The following is a 19356-nucleotide window of genomic DNA, read 5'->3' as shown; positions in this document are numbered from 1 at the left end:
GAACTGTCCCTCGCCCTGAAACAAACCCTCACCGAAGACGGCCCCTGGTTCATCCACACCCGCACCGAACCCGGCAACGAACCAGGCACCAAACTCCTCCTCATCGACCCCGTCACCCACGGCAACCGCTTCCAAAACTGGCTCACCCCGAGGCTGGGCTGAATCATGATTCAGATTGCGCTCAATAGCGATGTAGCTGAAGGGTTCGGCGCGTGGAGCTTTGGAGACGATGACGGGATCTTGGAGCACGTCACGGCAGCGAACGTTGCGTGCGGGTTTCATGCTGGGGACCCCAGCACTATTAGAAGCGTCTGCTCTAAAGCAGTCGAACGATCCGTCTCAATCGGTGCCCAGGTGTCCTACCGCGACCTGGTCGGCTTCGGTCGGCGCTTTATGGGAATTTCCCGTGTCGACTTAGTCAATGACCTGATCTACCAAATCGGGGCTCTGAGGGTCTTCGCGGAGATTGCCGGCAGCACCATTAGCTACGTCAAAGCGCATGGAGCGCTCTACAACGTGGCTGCCCGCAATGAGGAGCACGCCAAGGCAATCATTGAAGCCGTGGCCACTGCATCAGCTGGATTACCTGTGCTTTGCCAGCCTGAGACCGAGACCTGGGAGGCCGCTGTCGCGGCAGGCATCATCCCACTGGCAGAGGCTTTCGCCGATCGTGCCTACACGGCAGAGGGATTGCTGGTCGACAGGTCGCAACACGGCGCAGTCGTCACGGACCCGGAAGAAGTTGCCGACCGGTGTTTGCAAATGGTTTCGCAGCGCACCGTCCGGGCCATTACGGGGGAGATTGTCGAATTTGAACAGCCACCGGCAGCCATCTGCATTCACAGCGACACCCCCGGCGCTTCGGTGATCGCGGCCCGTGTGGCTGAGACGTTGCAGGCCCACGGTGTGGAGCTTGTTGGAATTGGAGCACGCTCATGACTCGCCAGGCGATTCATCCTGCAGGCGACAAGAGCCTGCTCGTCGATGTGGGTGACGGTTCTGCCGCGGCCCTGGCTGCCGTTCTAAGGCGGGGGCGGTGGGAGTCGCGGCTGGAAGCTGTCGTGCCGACGTCTTCGTCCGTCCTTGTATCGGCGCGTTCCGCGCGGGATTTGCGCGACGTGGAAGCTGACTTAACAGCTCTGCTCGAAGAAGATCTGCTGGCTATTCAACAGGACTTGGCGGGCCGGATTGTCACGATCCAGGTGGTTTATGACGGTCCTGACCTCGAATTCGTTGCACAGCAATGCGGCCTCACTTTAGAGGACGTGGTCCGGGAGCACACTGGAACCCAGCATCAGGTTGGTTTCTTCGGGTTTGCGCCGGGGTTTGCCTACATTGATGGGTTGTCGTCGAAGCTGCATCTTCCGCGACGGGAGAGCCCGCGGACGGACATTCCTGCAGGATCGGTTGCTATTGCCGCGAATCAAAGCGTCGTCTATCCAGGCAGCACACCAGGTGGCTGGCATCTGATCGGTAGAACCACCACCAAGCTTTGGGATCTACAGGAGGAACCCCCAGCCAAACTTGCCGCGGGTGACAGGATCATTTTCGAATCGGTGGGAGGCACTCCGTGACACTGCTCTCAGATGTCGACATGCAGAACTCCCGAGTGACCGCAGACACATCTTTACGTCTAATCAACGCAGGGCCGCTGACTACAATCCAGGATCTTGGCCGAACGGGGTACGCCCACTATGGCGTAACAACCTCGGGAGCCTTGGATCTTGAAAGCTTCACCGTGGCTAATCGGCTCGTCGGAAACAGTGTTGACCGTCCCGCTCTGGAGCTGACTCTGGGAGGTCTTACCGGAAGCCTCAGCCACGGTCGATGGGCATCGGTCACCGGCGCGCCGGCCCCGGTGACCGTAGCCGGACGCAGTGTCCCTGATCCCTATTTGTTTTGGATTCCCGCTGATGCGGTCCTCAAGATAGGCGCGCCAGCAGTAGGCCTCCGAAGCTACCTGGCCATAAGCGGCGGCATAGTTGTCGAACCTGTACTTGGTTCGTGTTCAACGGACACGCTCTCAGGAATTGGCCCATCAGTGGTTCAGGATGGGTCCCATCTACGAATCGGCCCGGCGGAGACCCCGACCTGGGACACAGATTCGGTATTCAGCCGAGTCCCCATTGGAACCGCAAGGATCCGTTTCCGTTGGGGCCCGCGTGACGAACTGTTCACTGCAGAGGACAAGAAGACTCTGGTTAGCTCGCCGTGGACCGTGTCGTCAGAGACGAACCGGGTGGGCACCCGCCTGACAGGTCATCGAATCCTTACCCAGCTCGGATCTCTTCCGAGCGAAGGTACTGCGTTGGGTTCCATACAGATACCACCTTCCGGTGAGCCCATCGTGTTCATGGCTGACCGTCCAGTGACTGGCGGTTATCCCGTCATAGGTGTCGTGACTGAAGCCGATCTCGGCGTCATCGCGCAAGCAAGACCGGGCAGCAAGTTGGCCCTCATCCCGGCCTAAGATCCCGGAAAATCCCAACGAAACAACAACAGGGAAAGCCGCCGCTAGGCGTTGTTCACGCCAATGAAATCCCGCCTTGGCGGCGGCTTCCCATCCGCACTCATTTTTCGCAGCGTTCAGCTGCCTCAACCCCTTTGAGGTTTCCATGAGTACACATACAAGCATGACAGCCCCCAAGACCCATTCGACACCACGGCGGGCAGCCATTGCCGCAATGGTTGGAACGGCTATCGAGTACTACGAATTTGGCGTTTACGGTTACCTTGCCGTAATCATCAGTCCCTTGTTCTTCCCAAGCGAGGATCCGGCAACAGCGTTGCTCTCTACCTTGGCAGTCTTCGGCAGCGCCTTTGTTATCCGGCCGTTGGGAGGCATCATCCTCGGCCGGCTCGGGGACCTATTCGGCCGCCGTATCGTGCTTCTGATCACCGTGATCGGGATGGGGTCGGCGACGGCCGCGACCGGCCTGTTGCCCACGCACGAAACGGCGGGTTTGTGGGCGCCCGTATTGCTCCTCATCATCCGCTTGTTCCAAGGCTTCTTCGCTGGTGGTGAAGTTACCGGCGCTGCGACCTATGTTGCGGAGTCTGCTCCTAACGGCCGACGCGGCTTCTGGGGTGGCTTCACACCCATGGGTGTCGCAATTGGGGGTGCCGCTGCGGCGACCGTGGCAGGAATCTGCTCCGGTTTACTGGGTAACGAACAAATGAGCGAGTTCGGTTGGCGCATTCCCTTCCTGATGTCCATACCCCTGGTGATCCTTTCAGTTGTGATCCGCCGCAAGATCACCGAGGCACATGCATTCGAGCAGTTGCAGGAAAAGAACGAACTGCCCAAATCTCCCCTCAAGACAGTGGTCACCAAACACTGGAAGAACGTACTTCGCGTCATACTGGTTTCGTTTGGCCAGAACGTGGGCTACTGGGTCGGGTTCATCTTCATGAACATCTACATGACGCAGTACCTGAAGCTGGACCGAACCACGGTGTACTGGACGATGGCCTGCATCGGAATAGCAGTCGCGGTCATGATGCCGTTCTGGGGTGGTCTCTCTGACCGCATCGGTCGTCGGAAAGTCCTCGCTATCGGTTTCTTTGGATATCTGATTCTCGTTGTACCGATGATGCTGATCATGGGTTCAGGGAATGTACCCTTGGCAATCGCCGCAATGGTCGTTCTTGCCCTTCCGATGCCGATCGTGCAATCCGTTGGCTATCCAACCTACACGGAGCAATTCCCCACCCAGGTCCGCTACACCGGTATCTCCCTTAGCTTCAACATCGGAACGATTCTCGGCGGCGGACTCACCCCGCTCCTGGCAACCTCCTTGATCGCGTCAACGGGCAATCTCCTTGCACCAGGATTTATCCTGATCGGCGCATGCGCCGTCGCCCTTATCACCCTGATCTGGATCCGCGAGACGTCCAAGGACGACCTCTAAGATGATCACGTCCCCGGCCCAACTTCGAGACGAGATCAGGGCTGCAAACTGGACAGGACCTACGGCAGGAATGCTCAGGGGTTACCAGCAGGCAAACTTTGTGGCCGTGCCTGAAGCCCATGCCTTCGATTTTCTCCTCTTCTGTGTCCGTAATCCTCAAGTATGTCCGGTCATCGCCGTGACCGCCCCGGGAAACCCCTGGGTCAACTTGGACAGTGGAACAGCGGATGTGCGCACGGACCTACCACGCTACCGGGTATGGAAAAGCGGAGAACTTGTCGAGGAGCCGGTTGAAGTTTCGAAGTACTGGACCGGGGACATGGTGGGATTCCTGCTGGGATGTTCACATACCTTCGAAGGCCCTATAGCCGATGCCGGATACACCGTTCGCCGGCACGCCAGCCCGGCACCCCCTGTCTACATAACGAACCGGCAGACTGTATCGGCGGGAAAGATTCACGGACCTTTGGCTGTAAGCATGCGATCGTTCCCTGCCGGCCAAGTGGCCGGGATCGTGCAACTCACCGCCCGCTATCCCACCGGTCATGGGTCACCAATCCACATTGGTGACCCATCCGGCCTCGGGATCACGGACCTTTTGGCGCCCGATTTTGGTCCCACGCCCGAAATTCCCGACGGCGAAGTCCCGATGTTCTGGGCATGTGGTGTCACTCCCCAACTCGTGTTGCCGAGGCTGGGAATGCACACACTGATAACCCACTACCCAGGGCATATGTTCGTCTTCGATAACAAGCCCGTACCTCAGCACTAGGAAACAGTCATGAAGAGAATCAGCAACGTCACCGGCAAGAGACAGCACACAAAAAAGCCATCCAATAGCCGTTGCTCAACCGGGTCGCATTGCCCGGTTACCGGTGTATGGGAGGACCGCTTCGGAATCCTTCGATTCATCGCGGAGGGCGCTATCTTCCCTTCAACCGATTCAGGACCTTCGGTGTGGACGTTGCGCGCTGATCGCACTTCGCAAGACTGAACCGAAACGACGGGGACTGCTCCGCCGTTTCCGCGCCCGCCAAGAGCGGTGGAAACGGCGGGGCCGCCCCTGTGCGCTATTTACAGTGCGGTGAATTTCAACAGCACTGCGTGTTCAGGGTTGAGGACGGGCATGGGCAGTCCCACCTCGGCCAGGAAACGGCCGCCCGCAACGGCGCAGTCCGTCAGCCAGGCCGGGGGCTTGACCTGGGCGAACGTGTGCGAATAATCGGCGTCACCCGGAGCCGGGAAGACGGCTTCCACACGGTACACCCGGTCCGGCTCCAGACCGGGAATGGAAATCCGTCCGGGCTGTTCAGCGAACGCGGTGCGGGTTCTGACCAAGGCAAACAGCGCCGCCGTCGAACCTTCGCCCATGTCTGCACCGCCGTCGGCCACCACGCCGTGGAGCATAAGCGAGTCATCAGCGACGTCGGCGCGGATCATCCGGCCACTATGGATCAGGCCGCGGTGTTGCTTGTAGAGGCCGATGAAGCGTTTGACTTCCTCACGCTCGGCGCCCTGGACCCCGCGGACGTCCCATTCCATGCCGAAGTGGCCAAACAGGGCCGTGATGGCCCGGAACGACACGTCGTGTGTGCGGGCCGTGGTGTGCGCGGTGGTGGGGCCGACGTGCGCGCCCACGAGTTCGGGCGGGACCACCAGCCCGGTCCAACGCTGGATGGTCTGCCGTTCCAGGGCATCGTTGCAGTCCGAGGCCCAGATGCGGTCCGTGCGTTCCAGGATGCCCAGGTCCACACGGGCCCCGCCGGAGGAGCAGCTCTCAATCTCGACGCCTGGGTGGGCCTTCTTGAGCTCGTCAAAGAGCCGGTAAGCAGCCAGGGTCTGTTCGTGGACCGAGGAGCGGCCGGCGTGCCCGTGCTCCAGGTGGTCTCTGTTCTGGTCCCACTTGAGGTAGCTGATGTTGTTCTCGCGCAGCAGGGCGTCGACGCGATCGAAAATGTACTGCCACGCGTCCGGGTTGACGAGGTCGATGACGTGCTGGTTCCGCCATTCGATGGGCAGGCGGCCGCCGTCCTTGTAGCTCTGGACCGAAGGACCAACAATCCACTCCGGGTGTGCCCGGGCAATATCCGAGTCGAGGTTCACCATTTCGGCTTCCACCCAGAGCCCGAATTCCATTCCGCGGGAGGTGACGGCATCGATCAGCGGTGTCAGCCCGTCCGGCCAAAGTGATTCGTCGACGTACCAGTCACCCAGACCGGCATGGTCGCCGCGCCGCCCACGGAACCACCCGTCGTCGAGCACAAATCGTTCCACGCCAAGGTCCGCAGCGGAATCGGCCAGTTCGATCAGGGTGGACAGGTTGTGGTCGAAGTAGACCGCTTCCCAGGTGTTGAGCACCACGGGACGGGGCTTGCCGGCCGGGGCTCCACTGGACATGGCGGGCAGCACGTGGTGGGGGCGGGACCGGAACCAGCTGTAGAACGCCTCGCTGATGCCGTCCAGGCCGCGGTCCGAGTACGCGGCGAAGAGCGCCGGCGTGGTGTAGCTGGCACCGGGTGCGAGGGTGACTTCGGCGGGGCCGAGGAGCTCCGAGCCGCCGATCATGGTGCGGCCGTCGCCGATGCTGTCCGCGAACTGTTCGTGGTTGCCGCTCCAGGCCAGGTGGGTGGCCCAGACCTTTCCGTGGCGGTTGCCGAATCCGGCGGTGCCGGCTGCGAAGAGCAGCGAGGAGTCGTGACCGGTTCGGCCGTGTCGGCCGGTACGGACCCACGTGCCCTGCTGGATGGGGCGGCGCTGCGGGTGGCGTTCCCGGCACCAGCGCCCGGTCAGGTCAAGGAGTTCGACGGCGTCCGGCGCCACCGGCAGGACGGTCGCCAGTTCGTCGAGCTGGTAAGGCGTGCTGCCGTCGTTGGTGACGGTGTGCCGGAGTTCCAGCAGGCCGCCGTCGTGCAGCGCCATGGCGGTGGATACGGTGAGGCCGGCGTCGGGATCGGACTGCACGATCACCGCGGAGGTCCCCTCGGCACTGGCGCTCACGATGCGGAGGTGGGCCGAGAAGTCGAGCCCGGGGACGCCGTCGGAGATGCGGTGACCGCGGAGGGCGGGGCGGCCGCGCCAGCTGGAGGATGCCTGCGGCAGGAGGCCGGCGGGCACGGTGGTGTCGGCGGACGACGGCGGGATGGCCGCCGTGAGGATGGCGAGGTTTGGCAGCGTACTGCCGAGGTCCGCGCCCCAGTGGATGACTTCGGCCTCTCCGCTGTCGAAGCTGATCACCAGGCTGGTGCCGGCGGAACGGAGGTGGAGGGGTTCCATTGAATGCTGTCCTTCTGAGTGGGAGTGAACGGGTAAGACTGCGCGCTGGGGGAAGACGACTCCCGCTGCCGCAGTAGGTAGGGGGTCGTTATTTGGAGAGGACGTTGACTTGTTGATTGGCTTGGGTGATGTCTGATTCGGCTGCGAATTCGTCGATGGCCGCGAGTTCTGCGTCGGTAAATGCGAGGTTTTTTATGGCGCATAGCGTGTCTTCCAGTTGCTTGACGCTGGATGCACCCACGAGGGCGGAGGTGACGGGCGACCCCTTGGGCTGGTCGCGGAGGATCCAGGCGATGGCCATCTGCGCCAGTGATTGCCCGCGGCCAGCGGCGATCCTGTTGAGCGCGCGGACACGGTCCAGTTTGTCCTCGGTCAGGGCAGATTTAGACAGGAACCGTTGTTTGGCCGCCCGCGAATCGGCCGGGATGCCGACAAGGTAGCGGTCCGTCAGCATGCCCTGTGCCAGGGGGGAGAACGCGATGGAACCGGCGCCCACCTCTTCCAGCGCCTCGTGTAGGTTGGGTGCACCGTTCTCGGTCCAGCGGTTCAGCATGGAGTAGCTGGGCTGGTGGATGAGCAGCGGTGTTCCGAGTTCCTTCAGGATGCGGGCGGCTTCGAGGGTCTGTTCCGGGGTGTAGGAGGAGATGCCTGCGTATAGCGCCTTGCCGGAGCGGACTGCGTAGTCCAATGCGCCCATGGTTTCTTCCAAGGGCGTCTCGGGGTCGGGACGGTGGCTGTAGAAGATGTCCACGTAGTCCAGGCCCATGCGCTCCAGTGACTGGTCCAGGCTGGAGATCAGGTACTTGCGGGATCCCCACTCGCCGTAGGGGCCGGGCCACATGTAGTAGCCGGCCTTGGTGGAGATGACCAGTTCGTCCCGGTAGGGCTTGAAGTCGTCCTGCAGGTGGCGGCCGAAGTTGGTTTCGGCGGCGCCGTCCGGGGGTCCGTAGTTGTTGGCGAGGTCGAAGTGGGTGACGCCGAGGTCGAAGGCGCGGCGGAGGATGGCGCGCTGTTCGTCGAAGCGCTTGTCGTCGCCGAAGTTGTGCCACAGGCCCAGGGAGATGGCGGGAAGTTTCAGGCCGCTGCGTCCGACGCGGCGGTAGGGCATGGATTCATAGCGGTTGGTTGCAGCCGAATAAGTCATCGGTGCCTTTCTGCCTGCCGCTGGAAGAAGTGGGCCGGCGCACGGGTCAGGGAAGTTTGAAGGCAGGAATGAACCGGCCGGAAAGGGTCAACTCAGGAGGTCAGCAGGTACGTAATGCCGCAACAAAGCCAGGGTGGTACTGACTCCTTGGTGCAGAGAGTACTGAGATGCTTCGAGCGAAGCCCAAGCTGCTGTGTTTCGCGGCGGGTGTGCAGCCTCCCGCCATCCGACGCTGCACACCCCCGCTTTTTTCGTACGTTATTCAGCCTCGACGCTTAGCGTGGCCCGGTAGGCTGCCCAGTGCTGCGCTGTGGCGTGCAGGGACGCGGGCGGGATGGGTTGTTCGCTGGGGTCGGGTACGTCGAGGCGGTCGGTGTAGTAGAGGCTGGGAACCCCGAGTCCAGATTGCGCCGACGTCCAGCTCTGGTAGGCGGCTTGGCTGGGCAGGGCCCATCCGTCGGTGTCGATCAGCAGTTCCGGGCATGCAGAGGTGGCGACGCGGGCCCGGTGCGTCATGGTGTCGACGACGCCGGTGCCGGGGGTGGTGTTGGGTGGTTCGGTGTGGCCGCCTGGCTGGTCGAGCATGAGCACGTCGTTGAGGCGGAGCATGTCGGTCACGTCGCGGAAGCCGGGGTCTGGTGTGTGGGTGACCACGAGGGCGTCGGGGTTGATGTCCTTGATGGCCTGGTAGAGGACTGCGAGCAGTTCGTGGAGCAGGTCGATGCCCCATGAGGGCCCGGCATGGGTGAGGGCGGAGCCGGCGGGGGTGGAGGCGGTGAAGTCTATTTTGATCCCGTCGGCACCGAGCTCGGCGATCATGGACCGTGCTGCTTGCTGGATCAGTTTGCGCCCGGCCGGTGATTCGGGGTCGATGGCGACGGGCTGACCGGTGTGGTCACGGACGCAGGCTTCCGGTGGTGCGCCTTCGGTGTCCCAGGCCTTGTACCAGAGCAGGACTCGCTGCCCGGCATCTTGCCGTTTCCGTATCCATCCGGCCATGTCCGGCCATTTTTCTGTGTCGGGCCGGCAGGTGGCGTAGTCCTGTTGCCATTTGTCGTCGATGACGATGGTTCCGGGCACGATTCCGTGCGAGGCGAGCGTGTTGAGATAGCGGTCGTAGTCTGCCTGTCGTGCCCGGTCCACTGCTGGGCGCTGACCGCCGACGGAGGCCATTGCGTCGGCGTTTTGGGCGCCCCAGCCGCAGAACATCGGTTCCAGCCACGCTGGTGAGGGCGGGCCCTGGGTGCGTACGGGCAGCAGACCTCGTGCGTCAAGCAGCTCGCGGTAGCGATTGAGTCCGTCGTAGGGGTTATCCGCGAGGAAGAGCAGGAGTGTGGGTGTGCTGAAGTGGCCTTCGACTGAGGTGTGTCCGTCGTAGTCGTATCGGAGGGAGAAGCCCGGGGTGAGGGCGTCGTAGGTGAGTTGTGTGAAGGGGCGCTGCTTGGCTGCGACACCGATCATCAGGCAGGGCCCGTGGGATGCAGGGGAGGCGTCGGGGGCGTTGGGGGAGAGAGCCAGGCACAGTGGGGGCGGGGTGAAGAGCCATCTTCCGACGCCGGGCTGACCACCGTCTCCCACTACGCCCAAGGCTGCGGATTCCCCCGCCGGGCGGAGGACCTGCCATGGCCGGTCCGGGTTGGGGGAGAAAACGGTGCTGTGCAGCAGGTCGCTGGGCAGCAGGCCGGAGCCGGCCACGTGGGCGCCAAGCTGGCGGATAGAGGTGATGCGGCCTGTGCCCTGGACGGTGGTGGTCAGTTCCAGGGCGTCGACGCCGGCGTTCAGTTGGGTGTGGTGGTGATGCCACAGTGAACTTGTTGCCGTGATTCCGATCTGGGTGAGGTTCCCATCGGGGGCGTTGACGTTGACCTCCGTGACACGCGTTTCATCACTGCCGGCGGTCGTATTGATGCTGGCAAGCAGGCGAAGGCGCGCCAGGGATTCGCCGTCGGGGGTGGCCAGGGTGAGGACCTGACGCTCAGGGTCGATCGAGATCGCCATCCCGGCGGCCAGGAAGGGACGCGTGCTGTTCGCGTGCAGGTCCAGGGTCAGGGGGTTCTCCGGGGGTTGAGTTGGGGTTTCCATCTGCTTTTCGTCCCGTGGGATGAGGAATTCCTGGCCGTGGTTTCCATGGGGGACCGTTCCCATCGCGTTCACCATTCCTGCCTTTCCTGGATGGTTCCATACGGGATATCGGGGTGGAGTTGGAGCGTGAAGTCCCGGGGGGAGTGCCTGGCAACGAGGATCCCTTGGCGGCCGCAGAGCGGGGACCGGGCTGCGAGGATGTCCACTGCTTTGTCCAGTTGTTCCTCTAATTGGCTGCGGTTGTGGACGCGAACGTGGAGGAGGTCTTCATTTGATGCATGGGTGTACATGGTCGTCCTGTAATGGGAATCGTCTCGCGCTGGCGGAGGGGTGGAATAGAAAAAGTCCGCCCCTCCCACCGGCGTCGAGTGGCCTACTTGAAGAGGGCGTTGACCTTTTCGTTGATCTCGCTCAGGCTGCTGGCGTCCTTCTTGCCCGACAGCACAGCGTCCATTGCCGGCGCCATGAGGCCATCGACCTTTGTGGCGTTTTCGGTGATGGTGAAGAGGAAGGTCGTGCCGTCCTTGACGTGGGTGGTGAAGGCGTTGACGTTGACGCCCTTGGCCTCGAAGGCCGCGGCGGCCTTTTCGGAGGAGCTCTTGATAGCGGGGAAAACTACGCCCTTGGACGCTACGACGTCCTGGCAATTGGTGGAGGCGAGGTATTCGACCCACTTGACGGAAGCAGCCGGGTTCTTGGTGCCGGCCCAGATCGAGTCGGCCAGGCCGTTCAACATGGACGCGCGCTTGCCGTTGGGTCCCTTGGGTGTCGGGGCGATGCCGGCTTTGATGCCCTTGTAGCTGGTGTACTGGCCGATCATCCAAGAGCCGTTGACGTTGATGGCGGCCTTCCCGGCCCCGAAGATGTCGGACATGCTGGCGCCGACGGTGGTTTCAAGCCTGGGCATGTAGCCCTTGTCGACCAGGCCGGCCCACCACTTGATGGTTTCCTGGAACTTGGGGTCGTCGTAGTTGAACTTGGTGCCCCAGGGGTTTTTGTCGGTGTGGGTCCAGCCGGTGGTGCCGGTGAGGTAGCTCCATTCGGCCTGGCCCTGGCCGGAGCCCGCGCCGGCGAGGCCCATGCCGTAGACGGCGACGTTGTCCTTGTCGAAGCCGGCTTCGTCGCCGCGTTTGCCGTTTTTGTCCACGGTGAGGTGGGCGATGGCCTTTTCGTAGCTGCCGCCGTCCTGCGGGTTCCAGTCCAGGTTGGCCATCTGCTCGGCGGTGAGCCCGGCGGCGTCGGTCATGGCCGTGTTGTAGAACATGCCCACTGTGTCCCAGTCCTTGGGCAGGCCGTAGCGCTTGCCGTCCTGGCCCACCCAAAGGTCGGCGAGGCCCTCGTTGTAGATGTCCATGTCGATGTTGTCGTTCTTGACGGCGTCGTCGAGGGGGAGGAGCTGCTTCTTCGAAGCGATTTCGGGGTACTTGGTGAGGTGGTTCGTGAAGACGTCCGGGGCGTTTCCGGCGACGAATCCGTTGGTCAGGGTGGTCCAGTAGTCGCCATAGCCGCGCTGGGTGATCTTGACTTTGATATCGGGGTTTGCCTTGGTGAAGTCTTCCGCGCACTGCTGGTAGGCGGGGAGCTGGTTGGCGTCCCAGAGCCAGTAGTTGATCTCGCCCTTGGCCTCGGTGGAGGTGGATCCGCCGCTGCAGGCGGAGAGGGAAACGGCGATGGCCGCGGCGGCAGCAACGGCGCCTAGGGATTTCTTCATGATTGACCTTTCGAGGAGGGCTGAGCTTGCCCGGGTGGGGTGTGTGAGGAGAGAAGTGGCTGGAGTCTTCGGCTTATTTGATGCCGGAGAAGCCGATGGAGTTGACCACCTTCTTGCCGAAGGCGATGAACAGGATGATGACCGGCAGTGCGGCAACGATGGTGGCTGCCATCAGGCCGGACCAGTCCGGGGCGCCCTGCGGGGACTGTGATTTGAAGACACCCAGGCCCACGGTGAGGACCCGGGAGTTCTCATCGTTGGCAACCAGCAGTGGCCAGAAGTACTCGTTCCATTGCCCCACAAACGTCAGCAGTGTGAGGGTGGCAAGCGGCGCGGCTGCATTCGGAAGCACGATCTGGAAGAAGATGCGCCAGGGCTTGGCGCCATCGAGCATTGCTGCTTCCTCCACTTCGCGGGACATGCTGAGGAAGAACTGCCGCAGGAAGAAGATGGCGAAAACGGACATGAACAGGAACGGCAGCGTAAGGCCGGCGAATGTGTTCAGCAGGCCCAAGTTCTTGACGAGGAGGAAGTTGGGCAGCGCGGTGAAGATGCCCGGGATCATCATGGTGGCCAGGAACAGGGCGAAGACTTTGTCACGTCCGGGCCAGCGGAGCCGGGCGAAGGCGTAGGCAGCAAGGGCGCTGAAGAAGACCTGGGACGCTGTTGTCACGGTGGAAAAGAGGATCGAGTTGCGCAGGTACACCCAGAAGTCGATGGCTGCGCCGGAACCGCCTTCGGCGAGGGCTTCCTCGGTGGACTGCATTCCAAAGACACGCTTGAACGCGCCCCAGGAGAAGTCTGCGGGCAGCAGGTTCGTGGAGTTGGAGGCCAGCGATCCATTGGTGGAGAACGCAGTACGAATCATCCAGAGGAACGGGAGGATGGTGGCGATGATTGCAAGGAGCACTAGTGCCCAGGCGCCGATACGGCGCCAGTTGGTGGGTTTGCGGGTAAGGGTTTGGGTAGACATGGCTGGGATTCCTTAGTCCAGATCCGATTCATTGCCTTTGAGGAACTTCATCTGGATGAAGGCCACCAGGGCGAGGATCACGAAGAGAACGACGGACAGGGCTGAGGCGTAGCCGAAGTCCGATTCGGCGAAGGCCTTTTGGTAGATGTACATCTGGATGACGCGGGTGGCGTTGACCGGGCCACCCTGGGTAGTGATCGCGACGGTATCGAAGACCTGGAAGGAGCCGATGACGCTGACTACCAGGACCAGTGCAAGGACCGGGCGCAGCAACGGCAGGGTGATGCTCCAGAATGTCCTCGTGGGTGACGCGCCGTCCAGGGAAGCCACTTCGTAGACATGATGGGGGATGGACTGGAGGCCGGCGAAGATCAGCAGGGCGGTATAGCCCATGTGCTTCCATACGTTGACCAAAGCGATAGTGGGAATTGCCCACTGTTCGCTGCCGAAGAAGGCGACGCGGGGAAGACCCATCCAGCTGATGATCTCGTTGACGATGCCGATCTGGTAGTCCAGCATCCAGAACCAGAGCAGGGCCACGACCACATTGGCGACAAAGAACGGCAGCAGCAGCGCGCCGCGGACAAAAGTTGACTTTGCCACACCGTGCATCAACAGTGCCAGGCCCAAGGCGATGGCGAACTGCAGGACCATGTTGATACCCACGTATTGGAGGGTCACGGCCATTCCGTTCCAGAAGAGCTCATCCTTGAAGATCGCCGTGTAGTTGTCGACGCCGATCCATTCGGGCTCACCGAGGATGCTGTACTCGGTGAAACTTAGGTAGATGCCCCGGACGGTAGGGACCAAGCAAAAGGCCACGAGCCCGATCAACGCCGGGAGGATGAACAGCAGCGCGATCTTCAGGTCGCCAAGGCGGCGGACCAGGCTCTGCTTGGGAGCTTTTCCGGCCATGGGCCGGGGGGCCGGACCGGACTTGCCCCGATATTTGGTAACGGTGGTCATCGTCAATCCCTCTCCTGTGAGGTAGGTAACACTTGGCGGCTACTCTACGCGCGTTGCAAAGACAAGCGCAAGCACATCTCCCTATGTGAAGGTTTTTTTACCTATCTCCGAGTTTGAGTTGACGCGCGTAGATTTCTCAATCATTCTGTTTCCATGACTTCTTCAATTGGAATCGTTGGTGCAGGACAGTTCGCAGGCGTATTTGCCAAACTCTTCGCTGCCCACCCCGGAATCTCTGACATCTACTTCACCGACCTCATCACTGAACGTGCAGAGGAACAATGCGGCATCCTCGGCGCGACAGGGACGTTCGACAGCTTTGAGGCAATGCTTGAAAGCGATGTTGACGCCGTAGCGATCTTCACGCAGCGCTGGACCCACGGACCGTTGGTTGTGCAGGCGCTGCGCGCCGGCAAACACGTCTACTCCGCCGTGCCTATGGCCATCTCCGAGGCGGAGATCGCTGAAATCATTGACACAGTTCGGGAAACCGGGTTGACGTACATGATGGGTGAGACAAGCTACTACAACCCGGCAACCGTGCTGGCCCGCAAGAAGAACGCCGAGGGCGCCTTCGGCAGGATCTTCTACGCGGAGGGCGATTACGTCCACGACATGGACCTGGGGTTCTACGATGCCTACCAGTACAGCGGCGGAGAAAACTGGAAGCGCACCGCCAGCTACCCGCCCATGCTCTACCCGACCCATTCCGTAGGTGGAGTGCTTGGAGCGACCGGCTCCCACGCCGTGAGCGTGAGCTGCGTCGGCGTTAAGGATCAGCGTCAGGACGGCGTCTTCGACAAAGACGTCAGCATGTTCGAAAACGACTTCTCCAACGCCACCGCACTCTTCGAAATGAACGACGGCGGCGCCATGCGGATCAACGAGATGCGTCGTGTGGGTTACCCGTCCCACATCCGCGAATCCCGGTTCCGCTACTTCGGCACCGAGGCAAGCATGGAACAGCTCGCCCTTGTCAGCGTCTGGCAGGACAAGCACACCGTGACTGACATCAGTGACCAGCTCGAGACCCAGGCCACCATGGACATGGATGACCCCATGTTGGCCAATGTCGCTCCTGCCTTGCGTGATGCCTTTATTTCCGGCATGGCGTCAGTGCACGACACCGGACGACTGCCGGCAGAATTCCGCGGCCTGCCCAACGGCCACGAGGGCAGTCACCACTTCCTAGTGGACGACTTCGTCACCGCCATCAACACGGGCACGCTGCCTCCGGTCAACGCTTGGGAGGCCGCGCGCTATACGCTTCCCGGCATCGTTGCCCACCAGTCTGCCTTGCGCGGCGGCGAACGCCTTCAAGTGCCCGACTTTGGTGATGCCCCCGCAGAGCTGCCCCGCCCGGCACTCCGCGAGTCTGTAAAGTAAATCCCGCTAGCATGGTTGTCATGCCGCACCCCACCTCACAAGCCAAGCCAACCACCCGCGACGACGTCGCACGGCTGGCAGGGGTCAGCCCCGCCGTCGTCAGCTACGTGGTCAATGGCGGGCCAAGGGCTGTTTCCCCAGCGAACGAGGCCAAGGTGCGGCAGGCAATCAGGGCGCTTGGTTACCGGCCCAACGCGGCCGCCAGGGCACTCGCCCTGGGCTCAAGCGAAATGCTCGGCATGATCGTCTCCGACGCCATGAACCCGTTCTTTGCCTCGCTCGCCCGCGCCGTCGAAAACGCCGCGGCCGAGCGGGGTTACACCCTACTGCTGGCGGACTCACAGGCTTCGCTACGCACAGAGCGCCGCCTTATCAAGAACTTCGCCGCCAGAAGGGTGGACGGCCTGTTTCTCTGCAGCGTGCTGTTCGAGCCCGACCTCATGGACCTCGAACAGGCGGACATCCCGGTGGTGCTCCTGAATCACAGCACCGATCTCGCGACGGCAGGCAGTCCGACCGTGCTGAAACACAGCGCGGGAGACAACATCTCCGACTCCGTCGGAGTAGCCTTCCAAGATGGGGCGCGTGCGGCGGTCGAACACCTCATATTCCACGGCCACAAACACATCGGGTTGGTCATGGGCGGCAACGCCGGCGGCGAACTCGACGCACGCGAAGTCGGATGGCGGCAGGGCATTGAGGACGCCGGTCTCATCCCGGGCCCCATCGTCAGAGCGCCGTTCACCCGCGAAGGCGGGCATCGTGCCGGACAAGAGTTGATCGGCCGTGCAGAGCAGCCCACCGCGGTCTTCGTCAGCTCCGACCAGCAGGCGGTGGGTCTGCTTTGCGCCCTCCATGAAGCCGGCCTGCGAGTCCCGGAAGACCTCGCGGTCTTCGCCTTCGACGGCTCGCCCGAATCCGAGTACACTTGGCCCCGACTTAGCACAGTCGCCCAACCTGTAAAAGACTTGGCCCAGACCGCTCTGGAAGCCCTTTTGACTCCCAAACCCCGACATGAAACGCAGACAAGCATATTCCCCACCCAATTGGTACTGCGCACTTCCTGCGGCTGCCACTGAGAGCCGTTCGGCCGGGCTAAGCGGACAACCCGGCCTCTGGAACGTTCTTCAGTGCGGATTTGATGGCGTCTCCCGCTCTGAGAGGTTGGCGGGCGAAGATCCCCTCGTGCGCCAGCACCGGGCGATTGTCTCCAGCAAGTTCGGTGTACTGTTCTTCGAGTTTTTCCCTTTTCTCGATGCTTCGTTGCCATGCGCGGACAGTGTCCGGGTCTCCGCCGTTGACTTGTTGCCAACTGCGGGGACGGTCCTCTTTTGATGGCCCAGGATCGACTCGGCCACTTAGGCCTACGCGCGGAGGTCTCCTTTTCGCTGGAGAAGAACAGGCGGGGCAAGCGGGATCGTCGGAAAACATCGATGTGAGGCCCGCTTCGAAATCGTGTCCATAGTCGCATCGGAAGTCATAGAGAATCACTCGTAGTGCCCTTGCTGTGCCCAGCGTATCTGACTCGTCTGTTCGGACTCGTGTCCGAAAATCATTTCGGCGTTCGTCCGCTCTTGGATTCGGCGAAGTTTCTCTACTGATTCAAGCCAGAGGAGGTTGTTCCACACAACGGCGGCACCTACGGCTGGTGGGCCGAATGAGTCCCGCAAGTAGACTGCGTCCGAGGTAAAAATCTTAGTTCCGTCCTCCGGGAGGTCGACCTGGAGAGACATTGTTCCCCAAGTGTGGCCAGGGGTGTCTATGACAGAAACCCCGGGAACAATTTCCGTATCGCCCTCGATGGCATCGATCTCAAGACCTTCAAAGTCCGCCTTAAGATGGCCACCCTGGTGCGAGCCCATTATTCCCCGCACGCCCTCCAATTCCTTCCGGTTGGCGACAATCTTGGTCTTGCCGTTGTCGAAAAGTCGCGCGTTGCCCGCGTGGTCAAGATGCAGGTGGGAAAGTATGAGCAGGTCTATGTCGGCGGCCTCGAGACCCACTTGAGCAAGCGAAGAGTCCAGGAATCCGGATGTACTCGAAGATTCAGTCTTGACCGGGAAGAAGTTGTCCATGCCACTCTCTTGCCAGCGGGAACTCCAATCACGGGGAACTCCGGTGTCCCAAAGAATTCGACCCTCGGGATGTTCAATCAGGACTGCATGCGTTGGGATTTCGCCCCACTCACGCTGACGTTCCTTATTGTTGCGGTCCGCGATGATCCTTCCTGGCTTCAACAGGAGCCATGCCATGTCGGCTTCCATGACCCCGGTCTCCAGAACACGGACCTTCAACTGATCTATCGTCATCGCACTCCATTCCCTAACATCAAGGTCGCAGCCGTAGATCGCCATACTGTCAGACGATCATCCGATCATCAAGACTGGCACTTGCACTCAAGAGCTATTGCGCGTGACCTGCCTCATACCTATACTCATGGAACAGCTCGTTATGATTGTCATACATTCTTTCTTCATACAAACGAGTTAGTGCGTATCCGTCGCCGGCTGACGTTTGAAGGCTGTCAGCCAACTTATAAGGAGTTCAGAATGGTCAAGGAAGACCACGATTGCGTTTCTTCTCCCGGCAGCGGGAAGAAACTGGCCAGGCGTGCGGGGTGGGCATTTGCCGTGGCATCGGTCTTGGCGCTCACTGCCTGTGGCGGCGGCGGTAATGACTTTGGTCCGGCGGGTGGTTCTGGGAGTTCAACGTCTTCCGAGTCAGCATTGTCATCCCTTCCGCCTGATGCACAGACCGCTTACCAGAATGCTGACGCGTTGACCGGAAAAACGCCGTACGGTGAATCATGGCAGCCCAAGGGACCTGCACCATGGACCATTGGCTATACAAGTCCCTATGCGGGCAATTCCTGGCAGACAACAGCCATGGACCACCTGATGAAGGATGTGGTTCCGCGGTACCAGAAGGCTGGCCTCATCAAAGAGGTGATCGTCGCCCAATCGGGGGGCGACGACACGGTGCAAAACCAGCAGATCCGGCAACTCGTAGACCAAGGTGCCGACATCCTGATCGCTTGCTGCTCAGCAAAAACCGCCCTGAACCAGTCCATTGAGTACGCTCATGAAAAGGGTGTACCTTTCGTTGCATGGAGTGGGCATGTGGATTCGCCTTACGCCGTCAGCGCCGTGACGAACTACCGCCAGGCTGGAAGCGTCTTTGCGAAGTCAGTCTTCGACAAGATCGGTGGCAAGGGCAACGTCCTGGATGTTCAGGGTGTGCCGGGAGCCACAAATGCCATCGATTTCGAGGCCGGGGTTCAGGATGCGCTGAAGGAATACCCCGAGGTTAAGCTTGTAGGCTCTGTAAACGGGATGTGGTCAGCGCCGGTGACAAAGACCGAGGTGCAGAAGTTTCTAGCGACCCACCCGGGCCAGCTCGACGGCATCGTCGCTCAGCCTGCCTCCGCTACCGGCGCCTTGCAGGCACTGCAGCAGTCTGGCCGTCCCGTGGTTCCGATTAACATCGGTGGCGAAACAGGAGCTGCGTGCTATTGGGTGAACCATCCGGAATTCGCTGACACTGGCTACAACATTTGGCCGCCCAAGGGTGAGATGGAACTTGGCATCGAGACCGCAGTCCGGATCCTTCAGCAGCAGGGGCCGAAAATTCAATCCATCGTTCTCAGCGTGTCTCCCATAAGTTACGACGAAGCCAAGGAGGCCCTCGGGTCCAGCTGTGATCCTAACGCCGATGGCTGGCTGGAGCCCAAGGGTGGGTGGCTTACTGGCACCAAGCTTGACGCTTTCTTCGAAAAGCCAAGTGACCCCTTTGCCTGGAAGAAACAGTAGAAACCGGGCGTACTTCCGGGATACCTGATCACCGGAAGCGCTCACTGCCAAAAAGATTCAACACAAAGGCTGTCAGATGCGCTGACAGACATCAAAGATGA

Annotated in this window: 16 protein-coding genes; 8 read left to right on the top strand and 8 right to left on the bottom strand. The window is 61.3% G+C overall.

Annotation, left to right across the window (positions count from 1 at the left end; genetic code table 11):
* Window positions 1-165 precede the first annotated feature (165 nt).
* From AC1DD5_RS21465 to AC1DD5_RS21445, 5 genes are all read left to right on the top strand, one after another.
* Entirely contained in the window at window positions 166-939 is a 774-nt protein-coding gene (locus AC1DD5_RS21465; RefSeq protein ID WP_477522736.1) for a LamB/YcsF family protein, read from the top strand.
* Window positions 936-1574 carry a 5-oxoprolinase subunit B family protein gene (locus AC1DD5_RS21460; protein ID WP_477522735.1) on the top strand — a complete coding sequence of 213 codons (639 nt, stop codon included), beginning with the start codon at window positions 936-938 and terminating at the stop codon, window positions 1572-1574. Before AC1DD5_RS21465 ends, AC1DD5_RS21460 begins: the two co-directional genes overlap by 4 nt.
* Window positions 1571-2470 (top strand): 5-oxoprolinase subunit C family protein, encoded by a 900-nt coding sequence (locus AC1DD5_RS21455; protein WP_477522734.1) that lies wholly within the window; start codon window positions 1571-1573, stop codon window positions 2468-2470. Before AC1DD5_RS21460 ends, AC1DD5_RS21455 begins: the two co-directional genes overlap by 4 nt.
* Before the next feature lie 163 nt (window positions 2471-2633).
* Window positions 2634-3911 carry an MFS transporter gene (locus AC1DD5_RS21450; RefSeq protein ID WP_477522733.1) on the top strand — a complete coding sequence of 426 codons (1278 nt, stop codon included), beginning with the start codon at window positions 2634-2636 and terminating at the stop codon, window positions 3909-3911.
* 1 nt (window position 3912) lies between these two features.
* Window positions 3913-4683: a D-glutamate cyclase family protein gene (locus tag AC1DD5_RS21445; protein WP_477522732.1), complete on the top strand. Its 771-nt coding sequence runs from the start codon at window positions 3913-3915 to the stop codon at window positions 4681-4683.
* A gap of 302 nt (window positions 4684-4985) precedes the next feature.
* On the opposite strand, the gene AC1DD5_RS21440 is transcribed toward AC1DD5_RS21445, so the two are convergent.
* The 7 genes from AC1DD5_RS21440 to AC1DD5_RS21410 all read right to left on the bottom strand — a co-directional run bounded on the left by AC1DD5_RS21440 (window position 4986) and on the right by AC1DD5_RS21410 (window position 14060).
* The gene (locus AC1DD5_RS21440) at window positions 4986-7184 is read right to left on the bottom strand and encodes an alpha-galactosidase (RefSeq protein ID WP_477522731.1); all 2199 of its coding nucleotides are present in this window, start codon (window positions 7182-7184) and stop codon (window positions 4986-4988) included.
* Window positions 7185-7272: 88 nt separating this feature from the next.
* Window positions 7273-8328, bottom strand: coding sequence for an L-glyceraldehyde 3-phosphate reductase (mgrA, locus tag AC1DD5_RS21435; RefSeq protein ID WP_477522730.1), 1056 nt, complete (start codon window positions 8326-8328; stop codon window positions 7273-7275).
* A gap of 258 nt (window positions 8329-8586) precedes the next feature.
* Window positions 8587-10473 carry an alpha-amylase family protein gene (locus AC1DD5_RS21430; protein WP_477522729.1) on the bottom strand — a complete coding sequence of 629 codons (1887 nt, stop codon included), beginning with the start codon at window positions 10471-10473 and terminating at the stop codon, window positions 8587-8589.
* A gap of 5 nt (window positions 10474-10478) precedes the next feature.
* Window positions 10479-10700, bottom strand: coding sequence for a hypothetical protein (locus tag AC1DD5_RS21425; protein ID WP_477522728.1), 222 nt, complete (start codon window positions 10698-10700; stop codon window positions 10479-10481).
* 83 nt (window positions 10701-10783) lie between these two features.
* Window positions 10784-12121, bottom strand: coding sequence for an ABC transporter substrate-binding protein (locus AC1DD5_RS21420; protein WP_477522727.1), 1338 nt, complete (start codon window positions 12119-12121; stop codon window positions 10784-10786).
* 73 nt (window positions 12122-12194) lie between these two features.
* Window positions 12195-13094, bottom strand: coding sequence for a carbohydrate ABC transporter permease (locus AC1DD5_RS21415; protein ID WP_477522726.1), 900 nt, complete (start codon window positions 13092-13094; stop codon window positions 12195-12197).
* Window positions 13095-13106: 12 nt separating this feature from the next.
* Window positions 13107-14060, bottom strand: coding sequence for a carbohydrate ABC transporter permease (locus AC1DD5_RS21410; protein ID WP_477522725.1), 954 nt, complete (start codon window positions 14058-14060; stop codon window positions 13107-13109).
* 153 nt (window positions 14061-14213) lie between these two features.
* On the opposite strand from AC1DD5_RS21410, the gene AC1DD5_RS21405 reads away from it, so the two are divergent.
* Window positions 14214-15446 (top strand): Gfo/Idh/MocA family protein, encoded by a 1233-nt coding sequence (locus tag AC1DD5_RS21405; RefSeq protein ID WP_477522724.1) that lies wholly within the window; start codon window positions 14214-14216, stop codon window positions 15444-15446.
* An 11-nt stretch (window positions 15447-15457) separates the two neighbouring features.
* Window positions 15458-16525: a LacI family DNA-binding transcriptional regulator gene (locus tag AC1DD5_RS21400; protein ID WP_477522723.1), complete on the top strand. Its 1068-nt coding sequence runs from the start codon at window positions 15458-15460 to the stop codon at window positions 16523-16525.
* Window positions 16526-16933: 408 nt separating this feature from the next.
* On the opposite strand, the gene ahlD is transcribed toward AC1DD5_RS21400, so the two are convergent.
* Complete coding sequence (gene ahlD / locus AC1DD5_RS21395) at window positions 16934-17755, bottom strand: N-acyl homoserine lactonase AhlD (protein ID WP_477522722.1); 822 nt, start codon at window positions 17753-17755, stop codon at window positions 16934-16936.
* Between the two features lie 240 nt (window positions 17756-17995).
* Between ahlD and AC1DD5_RS21390 the strand changes: the two genes are divergently transcribed.
* Window positions 17996-19255, top strand: a complete 1260-nt coding sequence (locus AC1DD5_RS21390) for an ABC transporter substrate-binding protein (protein ID WP_477522721.1) — start codon at window positions 17996-17998, stop codon at window positions 19253-19255.
* Window positions 19256-19356 lie beyond the last annotated feature (101 nt).

The sequence above is a fragment of the Paenarthrobacter sp. 10L420 genome, assembly GCF_056395385.1.
This window is presented reverse-complemented; position numbering and strand designations above follow the sequence as displayed.